This window comes from Saccharopolyspora gloriosae (genome assembly GCF_014203325.1).
Taxonomy (GTDB): Bacteria; Actinomycetota; Actinomycetes; order Mycobacteriales; family Pseudonocardiaceae; genus Saccharopolyspora_C; species Saccharopolyspora_C gloriosae.
The window spans coordinates 3164003-3184342 of sequence record NZ_JACHIV010000001.1; the positions used below are offsets into that span (position 1 = coordinate 3164003).

19 protein-coding genes are annotated in these 20340 nt (G+C 71.9%); 12 read left to right on the plus strand and 7 right to left on the minus strand.

Annotated features, from left to right (window positions below; genetic code table 11):
• Positions 1-49: 49 nt before the first annotated feature.
• Positions 50-1474 (minus strand): LCP family protein, encoded by a 1425-nt coding sequence (locus tag BJ969_RS14020; protein ID WP_184479370.1) that lies wholly within the window; start codon positions 1472-1474, stop codon positions 50-52.
• Between the two features lie 291 nt (positions 1475-1765).
• Here BJ969_RS14020 and BJ969_RS14025 point away from each other — a divergent pair, with 291 nt between their 5' ends.
• On the plus strand, positions 1766-2038 hold the full coding sequence (locus BJ969_RS14025) for a hypothetical protein (protein WP_221315815.1): 273 nt from the start codon (positions 1766-1768) through the stop codon (positions 2036-2038).
• Between the two features lie 322 nt (positions 2039-2360).
• Positions 2361-3065, plus strand: a complete 705-nt coding sequence (locus BJ969_RS14030) for an SAM-dependent methyltransferase (RefSeq protein ID WP_184479371.1) — start codon at positions 2361-2363, stop codon at positions 3063-3065.
• Positions 3066-3072: 7 nt separating this feature from the next.
• Here the strand turns inward: BJ969_RS14030 and BJ969_RS14035 are convergent, their stop codons facing one another.
• The 5 genes from BJ969_RS14035 to egtA form a co-directional block, all read right to left on the minus strand.
• Positions 3073-3537: a nitroreductase family deazaflavin-dependent oxidoreductase gene (locus tag BJ969_RS14035; RefSeq protein WP_221316475.1), complete on the minus strand. Its 465-nt coding sequence runs from the start codon at positions 3535-3537 to the stop codon at positions 3073-3075.
• A gap of 141 nt (positions 3538-3678) precedes the next feature.
• Positions 3679-4650 (minus strand): L-histidine N(alpha)-methyltransferase, encoded by a 972-nt coding sequence (gene egtD, locus BJ969_RS14040; RefSeq protein ID WP_184479373.1) that lies wholly within the window; start codon positions 4648-4650, stop codon positions 3679-3681.
• Positions 4647-5402, minus strand: coding sequence for an ergothioneine biosynthesis protein EgtC (egtC, locus tag BJ969_RS14045; protein WP_184479374.1), 756 nt, complete (start codon positions 5400-5402; stop codon positions 4647-4649). The genes egtD and egtC overlap by 4 nt, the downstream gene beginning before the upstream one ends.
• Before the next feature lie 6 nt (positions 5403-5408).
• Positions 5409-6797 (minus strand): ergothioneine biosynthesis protein EgtB, encoded by a 1389-nt coding sequence (egtB, locus tag BJ969_RS14050; protein ID WP_184479375.1) that lies wholly within the window; start codon positions 6795-6797, stop codon positions 5409-5411.
• 83 nt (positions 6798-6880) lie between these two features.
• A complete protein-coding gene (gene egtA / locus BJ969_RS14055) occupies positions 6881-8119 on the minus strand; it encodes an ergothioneine biosynthesis glutamate--cysteine ligase EgtA (protein ID WP_184479376.1) in 1239 nt (412 codons plus the stop codon).
• Between the two features lie 264 nt (positions 8120-8383).
• Between egtA and BJ969_RS14060 the strand changes: the two genes are divergently transcribed.
• Complete coding sequence (locus BJ969_RS14060; protein WP_184479377.1) at positions 8384-8977, plus strand: TetR/AcrR family transcriptional regulator; 594 nt, start codon at positions 8384-8386, stop codon at positions 8975-8977.
• A gap of 109 nt (positions 8978-9086) precedes the next feature.
• Positions 9087-11306, plus strand: a complete 2220-nt coding sequence (locus tag BJ969_RS14065; RefSeq protein ID WP_184479378.1) for an FUSC family protein — start codon at positions 9087-9089, stop codon at positions 11304-11306.
• A gap of 57 nt (positions 11307-11363) precedes the next feature.
• Here the strand turns inward: BJ969_RS14065 and BJ969_RS14070 are convergent, their stop codons facing one another.
• On the minus strand, positions 11364-12842 hold the full coding sequence (locus BJ969_RS14070; RefSeq protein WP_343071401.1) for a peptide MFS transporter: 1479 nt from the start codon (positions 12840-12842) through the stop codon (positions 11364-11366).
• 534 nt (positions 12843-13376) lie between these two features.
• On the opposite strand from BJ969_RS14070, the gene BJ969_RS14075 reads away from it, so the two are divergent.
• From BJ969_RS14075 to BJ969_RS14110, 8 genes are all read left to right on the plus strand, one after another.
• Complete coding sequence (locus BJ969_RS14075; protein WP_184479380.1) at positions 13377-14738, plus strand: hemolysin family protein; 1362 nt, start codon at positions 13377-13379, stop codon at positions 14736-14738.
• Positions 14735-15778, plus strand: coding sequence for a hemolysin family protein (locus tag BJ969_RS14080; protein WP_184479381.1), 1044 nt, complete (start codon positions 14735-14737; stop codon positions 15776-15778). Before BJ969_RS14075 ends, BJ969_RS14080 begins: the two co-directional genes overlap by 4 nt.
• A 357-nt stretch (positions 15779-16135) precedes the next feature.
• Positions 16136-16969, plus strand: a complete 834-nt coding sequence (locus tag BJ969_RS14085; RefSeq protein ID WP_184479382.1) for a mycofactocin-coupled SDR family oxidoreductase — start codon at positions 16136-16138, stop codon at positions 16967-16969.
• Positions 16970-17019: 50 nt separating this feature from the next.
• Entirely contained in the window at positions 17020-17433 is a 414-nt protein-coding gene (locus tag BJ969_RS14090; protein WP_184479383.1) for a nuclear transport factor 2 family protein, read from the plus strand.
• A gap of 37 nt (positions 17434-17470) precedes the next feature.
• A complete protein-coding gene (locus BJ969_RS14095; protein ID WP_184479384.1) occupies positions 17471-19018 on the plus strand; it encodes an AMP-binding protein in 1548 nt (515 codons plus the stop codon).
• Positions 19015-19464 carry a hypothetical protein gene (locus BJ969_RS14100; protein ID WP_184479385.1) on the plus strand — a complete coding sequence of 150 codons (450 nt, stop codon included), beginning with the start codon at positions 19015-19017 and terminating at the stop codon, positions 19462-19464. The genes BJ969_RS14095 and BJ969_RS14100 overlap by 4 nt, the downstream gene beginning before the upstream one ends.
• Complete coding sequence (locus tag BJ969_RS14105; RefSeq protein WP_221315817.1) at positions 19461-19874, plus strand: MaoC family dehydratase; 414 nt, start codon at positions 19461-19463, stop codon at positions 19872-19874. The genes BJ969_RS14100 and BJ969_RS14105 overlap by 4 nt, the downstream gene beginning before the upstream one ends.
• 3 nt (positions 19875-19877) lie before the next feature.
• Complete coding sequence (locus tag BJ969_RS14110; RefSeq protein WP_221315818.1) at positions 19878-20300, plus strand: thioesterase family protein; 423 nt, start codon at positions 19878-19880, stop codon at positions 20298-20300.
• The last annotated feature ends 40 nt before the right edge of the window (positions 20301-20340 follow it).

A 20340-nucleotide genomic window follows, 5' to 3' on the forward strand; every position in this document is an offset into this window, starting at 1 on the left:
ACGTCACAAGCGTGCCGGGGCCGCCGCCTTTCCACCCCCAGGCAGCCGGTCAGTTGATGCAGTTGACGCCGTCGGCGGTGATGGGGTCCGGAGCGATGGGCTGCTCGACCGGGGGCTCCGAGGTCGTGGTGCGCGAGGTGGAGCGCGAGGTCGAGGACTCCGAGGTCCACGTCGTCGACGACTCGCTCGTGCCGGACCGGGTGGTGCTGGACCGGGTCGTCGTCGCGGACTCGCTGGAGCGGGAGCTGCGGGTCGATCCGGTCGTTTCCTCGGCGCTGGAGGAGGACCCCGTGGACTCGTCGTCGCGGGTGCTGCGCGGGGAGGACGCAGTGCCGGTGGACTCCGCCTCGCCGTCACCGGTGGCCGGGTCCGAGCCGGTGCTCTGCCCGCCGGTCTCACCCGCCTGCCGCGGCACCGGCCTGCCGTCCGCGGCGCCCTGCACGATGCGGCTCACCTCGGCCGGGTCGACACGGACCGCCTCACCGTCGGGCGTGTCGTAGTTCGCGTCCCGGATGGGGATGGTCGCGAATTCGACGTCGCCCCCGGCGATGCCCTGCATCCGCTGCGCGAAGGTCAGCACGTCCCAGTTCCGGTCCAGCACGATGGACTGCCGCGCCGAGTCGACCAGCTCGCTCAGCCTGGCGGGCTGGGACAGCACGCCGCCGGAGGTCGCGGTGTCCACCAGACCGGCGAGGAACGCCTGCTGGCGCACCATCCGGTCCAAGTCCCCGCGCGGGAGGCCGTGGCGCTGCCGCACGAACGCCAGCGCGTCGGCACCGGAGATCCGCTGGTGCCCGGCGGCGAACTCGGCACCGGAGTACGAGTCGTGCACCGGGCGCTTCAAGCACACCGGGACCCCGCCGACCGCGTCGGTGAGGCGGGCGAACCCGAGCAGGTTCACCTCGGCGTAGTGGTCGATCTGCGTGCCGGTGAGCCGCTGCACCGTTTCGGTCACCAAGGACCGCCCGGCGTCGGCGGACCGGCGCTCCCGCTCCTGCGCGTCGAGCCCGTCGAGGTGCGCCGCTGCCGCCGCCTTGCCCCGGCCGTACGCCGAATTGATCTTGTGCTGCCCGTGCCCCGGGATGGTGGTGAACGTGTCGCGGGGGATGGAGAACGCGGTGGCCCGCCGCCCGTTCTCCGGGACGTGCACCAGGATCAGCGTGTCGGTGAGGCTCGCCGGGTTCTGCCCGGCCTTCAGCTTCCGCAGCACGTCCTCCGGCAGCGGGCGCCCCTGCGCGTCGGTGCGGCTGTCCAGCCCCACCAGCAAGATGTCGGTGGCCCCGTCGGCGGTGGCTCCGTCGGTGGCGGCGCTGGTGCTCAGCGCCCACTGCAGGTCGCCGTAGTTCGCCCAGCCGTAGCCGGCCACCGCGAGCACGGTGGCGGAGAGCAGGGCGACGGCGACTTTGGCGCCCGTGGCGGCGCGGGAGCGGTACGGCACATCCGGCGCGGCGAACTCACGTCGTTCTCGGCTCAACGAGTTACCCCCTGGATGTCGATGGCCGCCGGTCAGGCTATCGGGAGCTGCTCCGTTCAGCCGTGCACCGAGCGCTCAACGCCGGATCTCCGCTGATGCTCCATTCCGCCGAATTCCCCGCCCGACCGACGGAGATTTTGCCGAATCATCACTGTGCGCACCGAAAATGCGCCGTTCGGCCGGAGACTTCCGGCCTCCTCTCGCGATCGTTACCCTGGTCAGGTAGCGGTTTCGCCTACCACGCGTCACGTTGTGCGGGCGGGCGCGTCCCACTCCCGGAGGTGAACCGGCTTGCCCGACGCATCGGAGAACGCGCCCCCCGACGATCGGCTACCGGCGCCCGCCGAGCGCATCGTGGCGGTGCGCTACGCACCCGGTGTCGTCGCCGAGTCGCGCAGGCAGGCGCACCTCGCGCAGACCGCGCAGCCCCCGGAGGAGGTCGCGCAGTGGCTCACGGCGTGCGGTGAGCTCATCCCCGCCGAGTCCGCGGAGGTCTCGCACGGCCCCGCGGGCATGCCGTGCCTGCGCTGCCTGGTCGGGCTGCCCGCGCCGGGACGGGCGTGACCGCACCGCCCGGTCTGCGGGTCTGGTTGCACTTGACGCACACCAGGCCGCCGCCCTGCTCCGGGATCAGGACGTGGTCACCGCCCGCCGGGCACTCGCCCCGCACGTGCCGGTCCGGGGGATCGGCCAGGTTCGGGCGCCGTGCGGCGCAACGGGATCGGCGCACGCGGGGCATCGGCTCTCCTCCCGGTCGGAAACGCGCTCGCCGCGACTCTTCTCCAGTCCGCGGAACGCGCTAAAGATCCATCCCGGCGGTTCTCGGGCCCGGTGGTCGCCGATTCGCTCCGAGCCCCCTCCGGGAGGTCCGCTACCCTGGCCGCCGATGAGCGACATCGACTACTTCTCCATCGTCGAATCCACCCACGACATCCAGAATCCGAGCAGCCCGGCGAAACTCCGCGAGGTCGCCGAGCACTTGGAGATCGGTGCCGGTGATCAGGTGCTCGACGTCGGATCCGGGCGCGGCTGGTGGGCGGCCGAACTGGCCGCGATGGGCGCGGAAGTGGTCGGACTGGAGATCAACGACGAGTTCGTGGCCGCGGCCCGCAAACGTGCGGACGGCGCCGGGTTGACCGACCGGGTGCGCCACGTGGCGGGCCCGGCACTGGACTTCGAACCCGGCACGTACACGGTCGCGACGTGCCTGGGCGCGAGCTTCGCGCTCGGCGGGTACCGGGCCGCCCTCGAATGGATGGTCGCCACGCTCGTCGAACGGGGCCGCATCGCGATCGGTGACGTGCACTCCGTCGACGGCTCCTCCACCGAGGACCTGCCGTCGCTGATCGAGCTCGTGCACATCGCCGAGGAGTTCGGCGTCGAGGTGACGGGCGTCGTGTCCGCGTCGGTCGACGACTGGGACCGCTACGAATCCGGGCATTGGAAGAACGTCCACAGCTGGGTCAAGCGCAACCCCGACCACCCGGACCGGCACACGGTGCTCGCCGATTCGCGCCGCTTCCGCAACGACTACCTGACCCGCGAACGCGGTTCCATCGGCTGGTCGATCCTCGTCGGCGAGCTCAAGTGAGCGCCCGTCAGCGCGGGGTCAGCACGAAGACGCGCAGTTCGCGGCCTCCCGCGCGGCGGGCGTAGTCGTCGTAGGCGGGCCAGGTCGGGATGATCACCTCGCGCCACAGCCGGTCCCGCTCTGCACCGGTGACCAGCCGCGCCCGCACCGGCACCCGCCGGGACACGAGGTCCACCTCGGCCTCGGGGTGCGCGAGCAGGTTCGCCGACCAGCCGGGGTGCGTGGACTGACCCCAGTTCGAGCCGATCACGATGTGCTCCGCGCCGTGCGGGACGTACATCAGCGGCACCGAGCGCGGCCGGCCGCTCTTGCGCCCGGTGCTGGTCAGCACCAGCGACGTCAACCCGCCGAGCCGCGCCAGGCTCACCCGGCCGCCGGTGCGCCGCTGCACCGCCAGGTCGGCGGGCACCAGCTTCTTGCCCACCGACGCGAACCACTGCTGCCTGCCCAGGTGCTGCGCCACCTTGATCATCGGATTCACGCCCGCAACCCTGTCACACCTGGTCCCGAGCGCGGTGGTCCAGGCCGCTCACGCCCGGCTCCGGTCGCCCGTTCCGGTGGGCGCGCGCTCGTGGCGGCGGCGAAGCGGCCCGGTCCCGAGCGCGGGACGAGCTCAGATCGCCGTGGCCAGTGACAGCGCGAAGTCGCCGCCTTCGTCCAGCCACCAGCGGCTGAGCTCGAAACCGGCGTCGGCCAGTTCCCCGGCGACGCGCTCGCGGCGGAACTTCGCCGAGATCTCGGTGCGGATCTCCTCCCCCCGCTCCAGTTCGACGGTGAGCCCGAGCCCCGCGACCGGGACCCGCATCGCGCGGCTCGCGCGCAGCCGCATCTCGATCCACTCCTGCTCCGCGTTCCACCGCGCCACGTGCTCGAAGGCGTCCGCGTCGAACTCCGCGTCCAGTTCCCGGTTGAGCACCCGCAGCACGTTGCGGTCGAACTCGGCGGTCACGCCCTGCGCATCGTCGTAGGCCTGCACCAGCCGCCGCGGGTCCTTCACCAGGTCGGTACCCAGCAGCAGCCACTCCCCCGGCCGCAGCGAGGACCGCACCGCCGCGAGGAACCGGGCGCGCTCGGCGGGCAGGAAGTTGCCGATGGTGCCGCCGAGGAACGCCACCAACCGGCCCTGACCGGCGGGCACGGCGGCGAGCTCGGTGGTGAAGTCGCCGACGATGCCGCGGACCCGCAACTCCGGGTAGTCCACGGCGATCGCGGTGACGGCCTGGCGCAACGCCGACTCCGAGACGTCCAGCGGCACGAACTCCCGCAACGTCGAGGTCTTGCGCAACGCGTCCAGCAGCAACCGGGTCTTCTCCGACGAACCCGATCCGAGTTCGACCAGCGTCCCGGCACCGGTGATCTCGGCGATCTCCACGGCGTGCCGGGTGAGGATGTTGTGCTCGGCGCGGGTCTGGTAGTACTCCGGCAGTGCGGTGATCCGCTCGAACAGTTCGCTGCCCGCCGCGTCGTAGAGCCACTTCGGCGTCAGCCACTTCGGCCGGTCGGTCAGGCCCGCGCGGGCGTCGGCGCGCAGGTCGCGCGCCGCGTCGGCCTCGGTGAAGTGCACGATCAGTTCGGGCTCGCTCACGGTAGTTCCCCCTCGTCCACTGGCTGAACACGCACGTCGCGGGAGTCGGCGACGACGAGGCTGCGGTCGGGCACCGCCGTCCACTGCTCGTCGTCGCCGAACGGTTCGGACGACACCGTCACCGAGCCCTCGCCGCGCCGCACGGACAGCGCGTGGCCCCACGTGGTGGCGATGAGCGTGGTGCCGTCGGTGAGCAGCAGGTTCATCCGGGACTCCGGCCTGGTCCGCACCACCTGCCCCAGCACCTCGCGCACCGCCTCGGCCGGGTCCGCGCCGCGCCGCAGCCGATGGCGCAGCAGCGCCCACAGCACCGCGGAATCCGTCGGGGCCTCCAAGGTCATCAGGTCGACCACGTCGAGGTCACCGGCCGCCTTCGCCAACGACTCGGGCCAGCCCGCCACGACCCCGTTGTGGCTGAACGACCAGCGCCCGTCGGCGAAGGGGGCGCAGGCCGTCTCGATCACCGGCATGCCGACCGTCGCCGAGCGCACCGCCGCCAGCACCGCGCCCGCGCGCTGCCTGCGGGCGAGCCCGGCGAAGGCGGTGTCCGTCCACATCGGAACCGCGGCGCGGTAGCGGGCGGGTTCGCCGTCGTCCTCGTACCAGCCGACGCCGAACCCGTCGACGTTGACGGTCCCGCCGCCGCGCATGTCCCGCGGCGACCAGGTCTGCTCCAGCAGCGAATGCGCCGGGTCCAGCAACAGCTCCGCCAGCGGGACCGGCGGCCCGAGATAGCCCAGGTGCCTGCACATGCCGGGTCAGCCGAGCTCGCCCGGACGCGGTGTGCGCGCGCAGCGGAACCCGGCGAAGATCTGCCGCCGGATCGGCAGGTCCCAGTTGCGGAAGCTGCCCCGGCAGGCCGCTGCGTCGGTGCCGAACGAACCGCCGCGCAGCACCTTGTGCTCGGGGCCGAAGAACACCTCCGAGTACTCCCGGTACGGGAACGCGCCGAACCCCGGGTACGGCAGGAAGTCCGAGGACGTCCACTCCCACACGTCCCCGATGAGCTGCCGCGCTCCGCACGGGGCGGCGCCGCGCGGGTACGCCCCGGCCGGTGCGGGCTGCAGGTGCCGCTGGCCGAGGTTCGCGTGCTCCGGCCCCGGATCCTCGTCGCCCCACGGGTAGCGCAGCGACCGGCCGGTGCTCGGGTCGTGGCGGGCGGCCTTCTCCCACTCCTGCTCGGTGGGCAGCCGCTTGCCCGCCCACCGCGCGTACGCCTCGGCCTCGTGGAAGCTGACGTGCAGCACGGGTTCGTCGTCGGGCAGCGGTTCGACGTGCCCGAAACGCCGCCGCAGCCAGCTAGCGCCGTCGCGCCGCCAGAACCGGGGTGCGCCGAGTCCCGCGTGCTGCCGGTAGGCCCAGCCCGCGTCGCTCCACCACTGGGGCGAGTCGTAGCCGCCGCCGTCGACGAAGCGCCGGTAGGCGCCGTTGGTGACGGGCGTGGTGTCGATGAGGAAGTCCGCGACGTGCACCTGGTGAGCGGGGCGCTCGTTGTCCAGCGCCCACGGCTCGGTGGAGGTGCCCATCGTGAACGGGCCGCCGGGCACGAGGACTTCCGCCGCGAGGTCTCCGGAGGCGGCGGGCGGCGGCTCGGCCGTCAGCACCGGCGGTCCGTCGCGCAGCTGGTGGGTGGCCAGCATCGTCTCGTCGTGCTGCTGCTCGTGCTGCACGATCATGCCGAACGCGAACGCCTGCTCCACCAGCCGCCTGCCCTCCAGCGGGGCGCGGTCGAGCAGGTCCAACACCTTCTGCCGCACGGTGCCCACGTAGGAGCGGGCTTCGGCCGGCCCGAGCAGCGGCAACTGCGGCCGGTCGCGGCGCGGGTGCTGGAAGGCGTCGTAGAGGTCGTCGATGTCGGGGCGGATCGCCTCGGCACCGCCGACGTCGCGCACCAGCCAGAGCTCCTCCTGGCTGCCGATGTGCGCGAGGTCCCACACCAGCGGCGACATCAGCGGCGAGTGCTGGCGCGTGAGGTCGTCGTCGTCGACGCTCTCGGTGAGCGCGGCGCTGCGTTCGCGGGTGCGGATCAGTTCGCCGGCCACGCGCGAGCGCAGCCGTTCGACGCCGAGTTCGGCGAGGTCGCCGCGGCTGACCTCCGGCGCGGTGTCCGTCTCGGGATCGGTGTGTGCTTTCGACCTGGTGCTCACCGGGTCACCTCCAAGTTCGCGGGAAACGAGCGCGCTCGGGGAGTCGTCGCCCCTGCCCCGACGCGCGGGACTGCACGCGTCGATCAGCGGGCGTCGGCGAGCCGCCGGGCCACCGCATCGGCCAGCGGGCCCACCAGTTCCGGTGCTTCGCCCAGGTCGTCGAGACATCGACAGGCGAGCTCCACGACCGCGGTCGCGGTCCGCGCCAGCACCGGGTCGGCCAGCCCGCGGCGTGCCGCGTCGACCCACCTGCCGGTCACCGGGGCGGCCAGCTCCAGCACCTCGTCCACGGTGGACTCGTCGTGGAACAGCGCGATCAGCGCCGCGGCGGGCAGCATCCACCCGTCGCCGAACTGCGCGTCGAGGTACCGCACCTCCAGGTAACCGCGCGGTCGCACCGGCGGGAACATCGTGGTCAGGTGGTAGTCGAGGTCGTCGAACGTCGGCGGCGCCGGCAACGCCCCGCCGATCCACTCGGCGAAGGTCACCCCGCCCGGCGCGCCCCAGTCGGCGCCGTCGCGGCGCAGGCACAGCAGCGCGGTGTCGAGCACCCGCCGCGCCCAGTCCGCCGCCGGATCGGCCGTCGCCGGGCCGGGGCGCATCCGCGGGATGTCGGTGCGCAGCAGCGACCGGGTGCGCGCCGACGCCCATCCGGTGGGCTCGCCGAACAGCTCCGGCGAGTTCGCGAACGCGGCGATCAGCACCGGCCCCAGCGCGTGCAGCGCGGCCCAGCGCGGCGCGACCCGGTGCGGTTCACCCGCGTCGAGGCACACCTGCACCCCGGCGGTGCTGCACATCATGAGGCGCCCGCCGATGCCGATGCGGTCGAACGCGCATTCCATCGCCGCGTAGCGCGGCACGTGCAGCAGGCGGTGCGGAGTGCGCCACGGGTCCGTGCCGTGCTCCCCCAGCAGCAGTTCGGCATCGGCGAGCCTGCGCCGGACGTGCTCGGCGTCGGCGGCGACCGTGTCGAGCAGGGAGCGCATCGAGGGCGACGGAAGACTGGAGACCTCGACCTGGCCGCCGGGTTCGACGGTGAGCGCGGAGCCGTGCGGCAGCGGGCGCTGCGGGCTGTCCGGGACCAGGGAGTGCGGGGCGTGCGGGCCGAGCGCGCGGATCAGCGTCTCGGCATCGAGCGGTCTGCGCGGATCATCGGCGTGGTGGACGGTCCATTCGAGTTCGACGCCGAGCAGCCTCGGGGGCCCGTGCTTGAAGCAGACCGAGGCCACGTAGGTCTCGGCCTCGGCGCGAGTGCGGATGCGGGAGCTGGGGACCTCGGCGGGCGGGCGCGCCGCGGTCGCGGAATCGATCGACACGGTCATGCTGATCACCACCTGGGTGGGGAACCGACGCTACCGAGGACCGACGTTGGTCGCGCCCGTCCGGTCGAGCGCCCGGCACGATTCGCGAAGGAACAGCAGGAATGACACGAATCGGACGAACATCACTCGAATTGGCGGGATCGGCGCGCAGGTGTGCGGAAAAGTCCAGTGCCTGTGCGAGATGATTCCCCAACAGGTGGACGGTTGCCAACAATACGTACGTACGGATTGCATTGGGCGCCGCCGACCTGGGACGATCATCCAATGCCCAGGGTCAGTCCGGATCACCTCCAGGCCAGGCGCCGTCAGATCCTCGACGGTGCCCGGACCTGCTTCGCGCGCCACGGATACGAAGGCGCCACGGTTCGCAGGCTGGAAGAAGCCACCGGATTGTCCCGCGGCGCGATATTCCACCACTTCAAGGACAAGGAATCGTTGTTCCTCGCCTTGGCCGAGGACGATGCCGCTCGAATGGCCGACGTGGTGGCCGAACAAGGCCTGGTGCAGGTGATGCGCGACCTGCTCTCCGATCGCACGCCCGGGGGCGGGTCCGAATCGGAGACCGAATGGCTGGGCACCCGGCTGGAGGTGTCCCGGCGGCTGCGCACGGACTCCGAGTTCCGGGCGCGCTGGGCGCAGCGCTCCGAACAGCTCACGGCCGCCACGAAGGCCCGGCTGCAGTGGCAGCGCGAAGGCGGCAACCTGCGCGACGACGTGGACGTCGACGTGCTCACGGCCTATCTGGAGCTCGTCCTCGAAGGACTCGTCTCGCACCTGGCGATGGGGCTGCCCGCCGACGATCTCGGGCCGGTGCTCGACGTCGTCGAGGAGAGCGTCCGCCGCCACCGCGGCCGGTGATCGACGTCGCCGTCCGCGCGGCGCGGTTGAGCGGGTCGCCACCACCCGCGCGGGCGTAAGGTCGCGGCGGCGGCCGACCGGACCGCCGGGAGAGGAGCGGGCGCGCGCGATGGTCAGCGAGTGGTGGAACCGCTTCCTCGCCTCCGATCCTGCGCTCCGCCGCCTGCGCAACGCCACGCGCGTGACGGCGGCGACGGCCCTGTCGCTCGTGGTGACGCTCGGGCTCCTGGCGCTGTGGGACCGCCCGCTGACCAACGGGATGATCGCGGCAGTGGTCGCGGTCAACTCGACCACGGCGGTCAACGACGAGACCGAGCGCGAGCGGCGCCGCACGACGCTGCTGATGCCGCTGCCCGCGGCCGTCTCGCTCGTGCTGGCCGTCTCGACCGCGAGCATGCCGGTGCTGCACGTGGGGCTGTTCCTGCCGGTGGTGTTCGTCGCGACCTACATCCGGCGGTTCGGGCCCCGCTACTTCGCCTGCGGCATGGTCGCGTTCATGGGGTACTTCTTCGCGATGTTCCTGCGCCCGCAGCCGCCCCAGCTGCCCGATCTGCTGCTGGCCGCCGTGTGCGGCGCACTCAGCGCGTTCGTGCTGCGGTTCGTGCTGCTGCGCGACGACCCGCGCGGCATCCTCGACCGCGGCCGGCGCACCTTGCGCGCCCAGGTCCAAGGGCTGCTGCACGACGTGCGCAACGTCGCCCAGAACCCCGAGGGCACGCGGTACCGCAAGCGGCTACAGCACCGCTCGACGCGGCTCAACGAGACCGCCCGGATGTTGGAGAACGCGGTCTCCGAGCTGGAAGGGCTCGACGAGGCCGAACGGGAGCTGCTGCGGCGCCGGATCCTGAGCGTGGAGCTGACCGCGGAGAACCTGCTCAACCCGCTGATCCGGGTGGTCGACCACCCCAGCGGTGGCGCCGCGGTGGCGCAGGCCGTGGCGGGGTTGCTCGCCGTGGTGCGCAGCGACGCGTCGGAGGTCCGGGCCGCGGCCCGCGGTCTCGCCGACCGCATCGAACGCGACGGCGTCCGGCCCGTCGACGACTCCGCGGCCGACGAGCGCCCCCGGCCGGGGCGGGACGGCTCGGTGGAGCTGGCGATGGCGATCCGCAGGCTGGGTGCCGCGCTCGCCGAGTTCACCGCCGCGAGCGCGGACCTCGGCCGGGTCGCACCCCGTCCCCGCGATACCGGCTCCGGAGACTCCGGCTCCGGCGACGAGGACGAGGACCACGACGCGGACTCCGGTGAACGCGGCACCGACGACCGCACCGAGCAGGAGACCGGGCTGCGGCGCCCCGAGGTGCGCGCCGCCGTGCAGGTCACCTGCGCCGCGGCGGTCGCGATCGTGCTCGGCCAGCTCGTCTCGCCGAACCGCTGGTACTGGGCGGTGATCACGGCGTTCGTCGTGTTCATCAGCGCCAACAGCCGCGGCGAACTGGTCGTGCGGGCCTGGCAGCGGACCGCGGGCACCATGCTCGGCGTGGTGGCCGGGGTGCTGGTCGCCTCGCGCATCACCGGGAACTCCGCGGCCGAGCTGGCGATGATCCTCGGCTGCGTGTTCATGGCGTTCTACCTGGCCGGGGTCTCCTACGCCGGGATGACGTTCTTCATCACCACGATGCTGGGCGCCCTCTACGGCGTGCTCGGCACGTTCGACGTCACCGTGCTCGGCGTGCGGCTGGCCGAGACGGCGATCGGCGCCGTCGCCGGAGTGCTCGCCGCGACGCTGGTGCTGCCCACCGGCACCCGGCGGCTGCTGCGGGACAACACCGAGGAGTTCCTGCTCCGGCTGCGCGACGTGCTGCGCTCGACGGGCACCTCGGTCAGCGCGGGCACCCCCGACGACGGACTGCGCGAAGGCGTGCGCGAGGTGGACGACGCTCTGCACCAGGCGCTCTCCAGCGCGCGTCCGCTCGTCGCCTACCGGCTGCCGTCGCGGCGCAGCTCGCTGGACCGGTCGTTGACGGTGTTCACCGGCTGCGCGTACGCGGCCCGCAACCTCGCCCAGGTCCTGCCGCCCGCGGTGGAGATGGTCGACGACGACACCAGGACCCGGCTGGCCGAGCTGCTGTGGGCGCTGGCCGAGATGGCGAACGCGATGACCGGCGAGGCCGAGCAGAGCTTCGGCGCCGCGCGGGAGTCGGCGCGCGGCTGGGCCGACGACCTGCGCGACATCGCCGAGTCGTTGCCGCAGGACCCGACCTCGCTGCACCGGACGCTGGCCGTGCTGGACCGGCTGCGTTCCCTGCTCGACGACGCCGCGACCGAGATCGGCGTCCCGGACCAGGGCGCTTCGCCGCTCGGCCGCGACACCGACGCGGCCCGGACGTGAAGCGGCGGGCGGGGCCCCGGATTCCGGGGCCGCCCGCCGCTCGTCGCCCTGCTCAGATCACGGCACGCCGTGCATCAGCTTCTTGATCTTCGGCGCGGCCAGCGCCAGCAGACCGCCGCAGCCGATGGTGGCCAGCCCGATCACGCCGAAGTACAGGGTCTGGTTCGCCGGGTCGTAGAGCTTGACCACCTGCGCCCCGATCCCCTGCCCCATCGCGGGTGCCAGGAAGTACAGGCCCATCGTCTGCGAGGAGAACACCGCCGGGGCGAGCTTCGTGGTCACCGACAGGCCCACCGGCGAGAGCATCAGCTCACCGATGGTCATGATGACGAAGACCATGGCCACGACCAGCGCGAGCTGCTTGCCCTCGGCGTTGGTGACGAAGCCGGACAGGACCACCCACAGGAAGCCGAGGCCGACGAACACCAGGCCGCCGACGAACTTGATCGGCGTGCTCGGCTGGCGGTCGGCGAGCTTGAGCCACAGCGCGGCGAACACCGGAGCCAGGATGATGATCGTCAGCGAGTTGATCGACTGGAACCAGCTCACCGGGAACTCCCAGCCGAACACCTCGTTGGTGGTCTGCATGTCGGTGACGATCACCAGCGTGGACGCCTGCTGCTCGAAGAGCAGGAAGAACAGCGCCGTCGCGAGGAACAGCGGGATGTAGGCGATCAGCCGCTCCCGTTCGACCTTGGTGATCTGCTTGCTCCTGAGCATCACCGCGAAGTAGATGATCGGCAGCACGGCCGAGATGATCGTCACCAGGTTGACCAGGCCGTCGAGCCCGATCGTCCCGGTGCCCACCAGCGCCACGAGACCCACCACGAACACCGCCGCGATGCCACCGGCGCGCCCCAGCACGCCGCCCTTGTGCTCGGCGGGCAGCGGGTTGGCGGGCACCTGGCTGATGCTGGAGAGGTTGCCCCTGCCCACCACGTACTGCACTAGTCCCAACGCCATGCCGACGGCCGCGGCGCCGAAGCCCCAGTGGAAGCCGATCTCGGACTGCAGCAGCCCGGCGATCAACGGCCCGGCGAAGCCGCCGAGGTTGATGCCCATGTAGAAGATCGAGAAGCCGGAGTCGCGGCGCTTGTCCTGCTCGGTGTAGAGGTCACCGACCATCTTGGACACGTTCGGCTTGAGCAGACCCGTACCGGCGATGATCAGGATCAGGCCGATCCCGGTGGTGGTGAGCCCGCCGGGCACCGCCATCGCGATGTGCCCGAACATGATCAGCACGCCGCCCCAGAACACGGCGCTGCGGGCACCGAGCAGGCGGTCGGCGAGCCAGCCGCCGGCGACACCGGTCAGGTAGACCGAGGCGCCGTAGGCGGAGACCAGCGAGGTGGCGGTCGTCTCCGGCAGCCCGAGGCCGCCGTCCTGGATCGCGGTGTACAGGTAGAGCGCGAGGATCCCGCGCATCCCGTAGTAGGAGAAGCGCTCCCACATCTCGGTGAAGAACAGCGTGGACAATGCCCGCGGGTGCCCGAAAAAGCCCTGCTGCGGCGCGTCCGCAACCGTGGGGGTACTCACGATCACGACCTCTCTGGTGCTGGATGCGGCTGGTGGCCGCCTGCGGAACTGCGCAGAGGTTACGCCCTCGGCCAATGGTGTGAACCACAACCCGGAAATACGGTGAAAACTCGGGGGAGCCCCCTCACATGATCATCGAGCGGACGCGGGAGCCGCTCCCCCGTCGTCGACCAGGGCGGCAAGCGCACCACGCGCGTCGTGTCGATCTCCGCCAGGGCGCGTTCGGCACTCCGCACCCGGCCGCCGCCGAACGCTCCACGAGAACCCCGAAACCACTGCTCAACGCCGCTCCGAGCGGCTACCGCGATGCCCGCAGCGCGGTGCCCGAACCGGTGGTGCCCTGCGTCGCGGGCATCACGGTGTGCGGTCCTGGTGCTCCATTCGGGATATACTCGGGTCGCATATTTCCGTTTTTTTCCGAGGAGTGACACGTTCGGTGCCCACGGCACAGTCCACTGAAGGTAGTACCGAGCCGGGACCGAGCAGTCCCGGCTTTCCGCTCACTGTCTCCGGCCCGCAGCGAGGTGATCGCTGATGGCCATCGTGCTCTCCGTCCTCGGACTTCTGTTCGTCGTGGTGCTCACCTTGGGCACCGCGCTCGCCGTGGCCGCGGAATTCTCCCTGACCTCCCTGGAACGCAGCACCGTCGACTCGCACGTCAGCAACGTCGGCGACCGGCGCGCGAAGGCCGTCCAACGGGCGCACCGCACGCTGTCGTTCCAGCTCTCCGGCGCCCAGGTCGCCATCACCCTGACAACGCTGATCACCGGGTACGTGGCCGAGCCGCTGATCGGTGAGCTGCTGCGCCCGGTGTTCCTGACCGTGGGCCTGCCCAACGCGGTGGCCGGGCCGATCTCGCTGGTGGTGGCGATCCTGCTGGCCACCACGCTGTCGATGGTGTTCGGCGAGATGGTGCCGAAGAACCTCGCCATCTCCCGGCCGCTGCTGACCGCGCGGGCCGTCTCCGGGTACCACTCGCGCTTCTCGCAGGTGTTCCGCTGGCTCATCGACGGCATGAACAACAGCGCGAACTGGGTGGTGCGCCGCTTCGGCATCGAACCGCAGGAGGAGCTGCGCTCGGCGCGGTCCCCCGACGAGCTCGGGTCGATCGTGCGCTCCAGCGCCGAGCACGGAACGCTCGACGAGTCCACCGCGGCGCTGATGGACCGGTCGCTGCGCTTCGGCGACCGCTCCGCCGACGAGCTGATGACCCCGCGCGTGAAGGTGGAGTCGCTGCCCTCGGACGCGTCGATCCAGGACCTGCTGGTGGTGGCGCGGCGGACCGGTTTCTCCCGGTTCCCCGTGCACGACGGCGACCTGGACAACGTCCAGGGCGTGGTGCACGTCAAGCAGGCCTTCGGCGTTCCCGGCGATCAGCGCGACACCACCCCGGTCGGTTCGCTGGCCCGCCCGGTGCCGACCGTGCCGGAAACGCTCGACGGGGACTCGCTGCTCAACAGGTTGCGCGGCTCCGGCCTGCAGCTCGCGCTGGTCGTCGACGAGTACGGCGGCACCGCGGGCATCGTGAGCCTGGAGGACGTGGTCGAGGAGATCATCGGCGACGTGCGCGACGAGCACGACCGGCGCGAGACCGCGGCGGTGCGCCAGCTGGCCAAGGACACCTGGATCGTGTCCGGCCTGCTGCGCGCCGACGAGATCGAGGAGGCCACCGGGTTCGAGATGCCCGACGGCGAGTACGAGACCGTCGCCGGACTGGTGATGGCCCGCCTGGGCCGCATCCCGTCCCGCGGTGATCAGGTCGAGGTCGGCCGGTGGCGGCTCACGGTGGCGAGCATGGACCGCCACCGCATCGCCGAGCTGCGGCTGAGCCAGGTGCAGCGCCCGGCCGCCGACACGGCGGCCGATTCCACCGGCACCACTGGGGGGACCCGATGAGCGACACCGTGGCGATCCTGCTCGGAGTGCTGTTGCTGCTGCTCAACGCCTTCTTCGTGGGCGCTGAGTTCTCGCTGCTGTCCTCCCGCCGGGACCGGTTGGAGGCGCTGCTGGACCAGGGCGTGAGCCGGGCCCGCACCGTGATCAAGGCGAGCCAGGAGGGTTCGCTGATGCTCACCAGCGCCCAGCTGGGCATCACCCTGTGCTCGCTGGGGCTGGGGCGGCTCGGCGAACCCGCCGTGGCGCACCGGCTGGAGCTGCTCATCGAGCCGTTCTCGGTACCGGCACCGGTCGTGCACGCGCTGGGCTTCACGATCGCGCTGGCGATCGTGGTCGTGCTGCACGTGCTGGTCGGCGAGATGGTGCCGAAGAACCTGGCGCTGGCCGACCCGGAGCGCCTCGCGCTGTGGCTGGTGCCGGCGCTGGTGGCGTTCGTGAAGCTGGCGCGGCCGTTGATCGCGCTGTTCAACATGATGGCCAACGGCGTGCTCAAGCTGCTCAAGGTGGAGCCGAAGGACGAGCTGGACACGGCCTACACCTCGTCCGAGCTGGCCGAATTGCTGGTGGAGTCGCGCCGGGAAGGCCTGCTGGAGCAGTCCGAGCACCGCAGGCTCGCGCAGACGTTGTCCTCGGTGGAGCACACCGTCGCCGACGTGCTGGTGCCGCTGGACCAGGTCACCAGCCTGCCGGGCGATCCGACGCTGGGCGATGTGGAGCACGCGGTGTCGAGCACCGGGTTCTCCCGCTTCCCGGTGCGCGCGGAGTCCGGTGAGCTGCTCGGCTACCTGCACGTGAAGGACGTGCTGGACCAGGCGGGCGCGGAGCCGTCCACGCGGGTCGCGGCGAGCCGGGTGCGCAGGCTCCCGACGGTGCCGGTGGCGGCTCGCCTGGACCAGGCTCTGACCTCGCTGCGGCGGGCGCGCAGCCACTTGGCCACCGCGGTCGACGCGGACGGGACACCGCAGGGCGTCGTCGCCCTGGAGGACCTCGTCGAGGAGTACGTCGGCACCGTGCGGGACGGCACGCACGTGACCGCCTGACGGTTCGCCGTCCTCCGCGAAGCGCGGGTCGTTCCCCGGGGACGGCCCGCGCTTTCGCGTCTGCGGCCGCCGTCCGGGGACACGGCCGAACGAGTGGCGGACGACTTGGGCTGATCGCGTGAATTCCAGCGAGGCGGGCACCTTCGGTAATCGTGCGAATACCGTGCGCGCTCTCCCATGAGCCCAGGAAACAGGCCCGCGATCCGCCGTCCGGCGCCGTCCGGAGCGCTTCCCGCCGAGGTGGCAACCACCTTGACACCAAGATCGAGTTCGACATACTCCCCAAGAAGTCCAGGCCCGGCGCGGCCCGTGAATCGGATGCCGACCTCCGGACGACACCGAGGGAGAGGCGGACGCATGGCCGATCGGATGGCGGGCAAGGTCGCTTTCATCACCGGAGCGGCCCGCGGCCAGGGACGTGGCCACGCGCTGCGGCTGGCCGCCGAAGGCGCCGACATCATCGCCGTCGACCGGTGCGCCGAGGTCGACTCGACGCCGTACCCGATGCCCACCGAATTCGACCTGGCCGAGACCGCGCGCGAAGTCGAGGAGCTCGGCAGGCGGGTCGTCCCCCGCGTCGCCGACGTCCGCGACCTCGACGGGTTGCAGGCCGCGTTCGACGCCGGCGTGGCCGAACTGGGCAGGATCGACGTCGTGGTGGCCAACGCGGGCATCGTCGGCTTCGGCCGCACCTGGGAGTTCACCGCCCAGGAGTGGCAGGAGATGATCGACACCAACCTGACCGGGGTGTTCCACACCGCGAAGGTCGCCATCCCCGCGCTGATCGAGCAGGGCGAGGGCGGTTGCCTGCTGTTCACCGCGTCCATCGCCGGGACCAAGGGCATCCAGACCGTCGGGCACTACACGGCCGCCAAGCACGGCGTCGTCGGGCTGATGCGCACCCTCGCCAACGAGCTCGGCCCGCACGGGATCCGGGTGAACACGGTCAACCCGACCAACGTGGACACGGCGATGATCCGGCACCCCGCGATGTACGAGACGCTCAGCCAGGCCGACGCGGAAGCGACCGCGGCGAACGCCGAAGTGACGATGCGGTCGATGAACGTGCTGTCCACCCCGTGGGTCGAGGTGTCCGACGTCAGCAACGCGGTCGCCTTCCTCGCCAGCGACGAGGCGCGGTTCGTGACCGGCGCGGCCTTCCCCGTCGACGCCGGGGCCGCCGTCAAATGAGCGCGGCCGCTCACCGACGCGGCACCACCGAACCAGGAGAGGACGTCCCGATGTCGACGGCCGAGGTCCGCGCCGAGGTCGAGGACCTGCTGGCCGCCTACGCGCTCGGCTACGACGAGGGCGACCCGGAGCTGATCGCCGAGTGCTTCACCGCCGACGCGGAGCTGTCGCTGGAAGTCGGCGGTGAGGAGCCCGCCGGTCCGTTCCGCGGCCGCGAGGCGATCGTCGAGATGATGCGCGCCACGGCCCGCTCCCAATCGGACCGGCGCAGGCACGTGCTCACGAACCTCGTGCTCCAGCACGAGGGCGACCGGGCGCGGGCGCGCTGCTACCTGACGCTGTTCGCGGTCGCCGACGGCGCGCTGCGCGCGGTCACCACCGGCGACTACCTCACCGAGATGCACCGCACCGAGCAGGGCTGGCGGCTCACCCGGCTGCGGATCCGGCTGGACCTGCCGTACTGAGGAGCCCCTCCCCCATGAGTTCCGCCGCGAGCCCGCCATGACTCTCAACCAGGGATTCATCCCCGCCAAGTGGGCGGCGCTGACACCGCGCGCGCTGGCCGTCCACGACGTGCCGCACGAGCGGCGGGTGAGCTGGTCGCAGCTCGACGAGCGCGTGCGCAGGCTGGCGAACGGGCTGCTCGGGCTCGGTGCGCGCCCCGGTGACCGGGTGGCGGTGCTGGCCCGCAACCGGCTGGAGTACGTCGAGCTGTACTTCGCCTGCGGGCGGGCCGGCCTGGTGCTGCAACCGCTGAACTGGCGGCTCACCGGCGACGAGCTCGTCCGGCTCGTGCACGACGGTTCGCCTCGGGTCGTGGTGGCCGACGCCGAGTGGGCGGCGCGGGTGCGGCGGCTGCAGCAGGTCTGCGACGTGGCGCGCTGGCTGGAGTTCGGCGCGGACTACGAGCAGCTGCTCGCCGCGTCTAGCGACGCCGAACCCGACGGCAGCGAGCACGTCGGCGGCGACGACCCCTTCTTCATCCTCTACACCGGGGGCACCACGGGCCGCGCCAAGGGCGCCCTGCACACGCACCGCAGCGCGGAGGCGGGCGGGGTGAACCAGACCGTGGCCGAACGGATCGTGCCCGGCGACGTCTACCTGATGACCGGGCAGATGTTCCACATCCCGATCGTGCTCGCGATGAACTACCTCCGGCACGGATGCCCGCTGGTGCTGGTGAACTTCGAGGCCGAGCAGGCGTTGCGGATCATCGAGCAGGAGCGGGTGTCGGCGTTCCTGGGCATCACCACGATGCTGAACTGGATGATGGCGGTGCCCGGATTCGCCGCGCACGACCTGTCGAGCCTGCGCAACATCCAGTACGGCGGCGGCCCGATGCCCTCGTCGATCGTGCGCGCCGCGCTGGACGCCTTCCCCTGCTCGCTGATCCAGGGCTACGGGCAGACCGAGGGGCCGGGCATGGCGTTCCTGTCCCAGGAGGACCACGTCGCCGCGGTCGCCGGACGGCACCCGCACCGGCTGCGTTCCTGCGGACGGGAAGGGTTCGGCGCGCGCCTGCGCGTGGTCGACCCGGGCGGGCGCGAGGTCCCGCTCGACGGGCGCAGCCCCGGGCAGATCGTCGTGCGCTCCGAGGCGAACATGGCGCGGTACTGGAACCGCCCGGAGCTGACCGCGCGCACCGTCCGCGACGGATGGATGTGGACCGGCGACATCGCGACCTGGGACGAGCAGCGCTACGTCTACATCGTCGACCGCGCCAAGGACATGATCGTCTCCGGCGGCGAGAACATCTACAGCGTGCAGGTCGAGGAGGCCGTCGCCGCCCACCCCGCCGTGCTCGAATGCGCCGTGATCGGCGTGCCCGACGACGAGTGGGGCGAGAACGTCAAAGCCGTCGTCGTGCTCAAGCCTGACGCCGCGGCCACCGAGGCGGACATCATCACCACCGCCAAGCGGCACCTGCCCTCGTACCAGAAGCCGAAGTCGGTCGATTTCGTCGCGAGCCTGCCCAAGGCGCCGACCGGCAAAGTGATCAAGCGCGAGCTCCGCGCTCCCTACTGGGCTGATCAGGAGCGGTCGATATGACACCTGCCGTACCCGACGAGGCCAAGCTCGACGAGCTCGTCGGCACCGAATTCCCCGGCGGGGAGTTCACCTTCGAGCGGTGGTGGGTCCGGCTGGTCAACGAGTGCGCGCTGGCCGACCCGGCCGACGAGGCGGGCAGTCCCGTGTTCGTGTTCCTCGCCGCGACCTCCGCGATGGGCGTGTCCTGGGAGCGGCTCTGGTCGTGGTTCGGCGCGCGGGAGTCCGACGGCCCGATGGCCGGGGAGATCCACACCGTGCTGCACCGCCCGCTGCGGGTCGGCGGCACCTACGCGGTGCGCGGGCGCATCGAGTCCGCGCGGCGCAAGCGCGGTGCGCGGACCGGGGTGTTCGACCTGGTCGGCTACCGGCTCGACCTGCACGAGACCTCCGGCGAGCTCGCCGCGTCCTGCACCAGCTCGATCCTCTTTCCGAGGGAGCGGCGATGACCTCCGTGCGCCCCGGAGACGCGCTGCCGGACTACCGGGTCGGCCCGGTCAGCGCCGAGAAGATGAAGACGATGTCGGCGCTGATGCGGGACGCGAACCCGATCCACTTCGACGTCGCGGCGGTGCGCGCGCTCGGCCTCGGCGACCGGGTGATCAACCAGGGGCCCCTGAACCAGGCGTACGTGGTTTCGCTGCTCGGCCGCTGGGCGGGCGGCGCGCACCGGGTCCGGGAGCTGCGGCTGCGCCACCTCGGCGCGGTGCACGCCGGGGATCGGCTGCGCGCGCACGGCACCGTGCTCGACGTGTCCGAACAGGACGGCGAGCTGCTGGTCCGCTGCGAGGTCGGACTCGACGTGCTCGGCGGCGATCCGGTGCTCTCCGGCACCGCGACGGTCCACGTAGGAGGGTGAACGGTGGTCGACGACGTGCAGCGGTTCCGGCTGTCCTACGGGGACTGCGACGCCCTCGGCATCGCGTACTTCGCGATCTACTACCCGTGGATGGAACGCACCTACAGCAGCTGGCTGCACGGCCACGGGCTGCGTTCCGCCGAGCTCGCAACCGAACTCGGCGCCGGCACCGTGGGCGTGCGCTCCGAGGCGACCTACCTGGCGCCGGTGCACGTGTTCGACGAACTGGCCTGCGCGGCGGTGCGCGAGCGGATCGGCGCCACCTCGTACACGCTCGGTTTCGAGTTCACCAGGGGCGGCGAGCTCGTCACCTACGGCCGGATGACCTTCGCCTGCCGCAGCCCCGAAGGCACCAAAGCCCCGATCCCGGACCGGCTGCGGGCCCTGCTGGAGACGCTGCGAGCCGCCGACGCCCCGGCGGGCTGACGGACTCGGCAAGCCCGGCACCGACGCGGACGGGCCCGGG

Coding starts and splice junctions, on each gene's coding strand:
- BJ969_RS14080 (WP_184479381.1), top strand. CDS start 14,735: ATGAGCGACACCGTGGCGATCCTGCTCGGAGTGCTGTTGCTGCTGCTC.
- BJ969_RS14105 (WP_221315817.1), top strand. CDS start 19,461: ATGACCTCCGTGCGCCCCGGAGACGCGCTGCCGGACTACCGGGTCGGC.
- BJ969_RS14085 (WP_184479382.1), top strand. CDS start 16,136: ATGGCCGATCGGATGGCGGGCAAGGTCGCTTTCATCACCGGAGCGGCC.
- BJ969_RS14065 (WP_184479378.1), top strand. CDS start 9,087: ATGGTCAGCGAGTGGTGGAACCGCTTCCTCGCCTCCGATCCTGCGCTC.
- BJ969_RS14035 (WP_221316475.1), bottom strand. CDS start 3,537: ATGATCAAGGTGGCGCAGCACCTGGGCAGGCAGCAGTGGTTCGCGTCG.
- BJ969_RS14100 (WP_184479385.1), top strand. CDS start 19,015: ATGACACCTGCCGTACCCGACGAGGCCAAGCTCGACGAGCTCGTCGGC.
- BJ969_RS14075 (WP_184479380.1), top strand. CDS start 13,377: ATGGCCATCGTGCTCTCCGTCCTCGGACTTCTGTTCGTCGTGGTGCTC.
- BJ969_RS14090 (WP_184479383.1), top strand. CDS start 17,020: ATGTCGACGGCCGAGGTCCGCGCCGAGGTCGAGGACCTGCTGGCCGCC.
- egtA (WP_184479376.1), bottom strand. CDS start 8,119: ATGACCGTGTCGATCGATTCCGCGACCGCGGCGCGCCCGCCCGCCGAG.
- egtC (WP_184479374.1), bottom strand. CDS start 5,402: ATGTGCAGGCACCTGGGCTATCTCGGGCCGCCGGTCCCGCTGGCGGAG.
- BJ969_RS14095 (WP_184479384.1), top strand. CDS start 17,471: ATGACTCTCAACCAGGGATTCATCCCCGCCAAGTGGGCGGCGCTGACA.
- BJ969_RS14030 (WP_184479371.1), top strand. CDS start 2,361: ATGAGCGACATCGACTACTTCTCCATCGTCGAATCCACCCACGACATC.
- BJ969_RS14060 (WP_184479377.1), top strand. CDS start 8,384: ATGCCCAGGGTCAGTCCGGATCACCTCCAGGCCAGGCGCCGTCAGATC.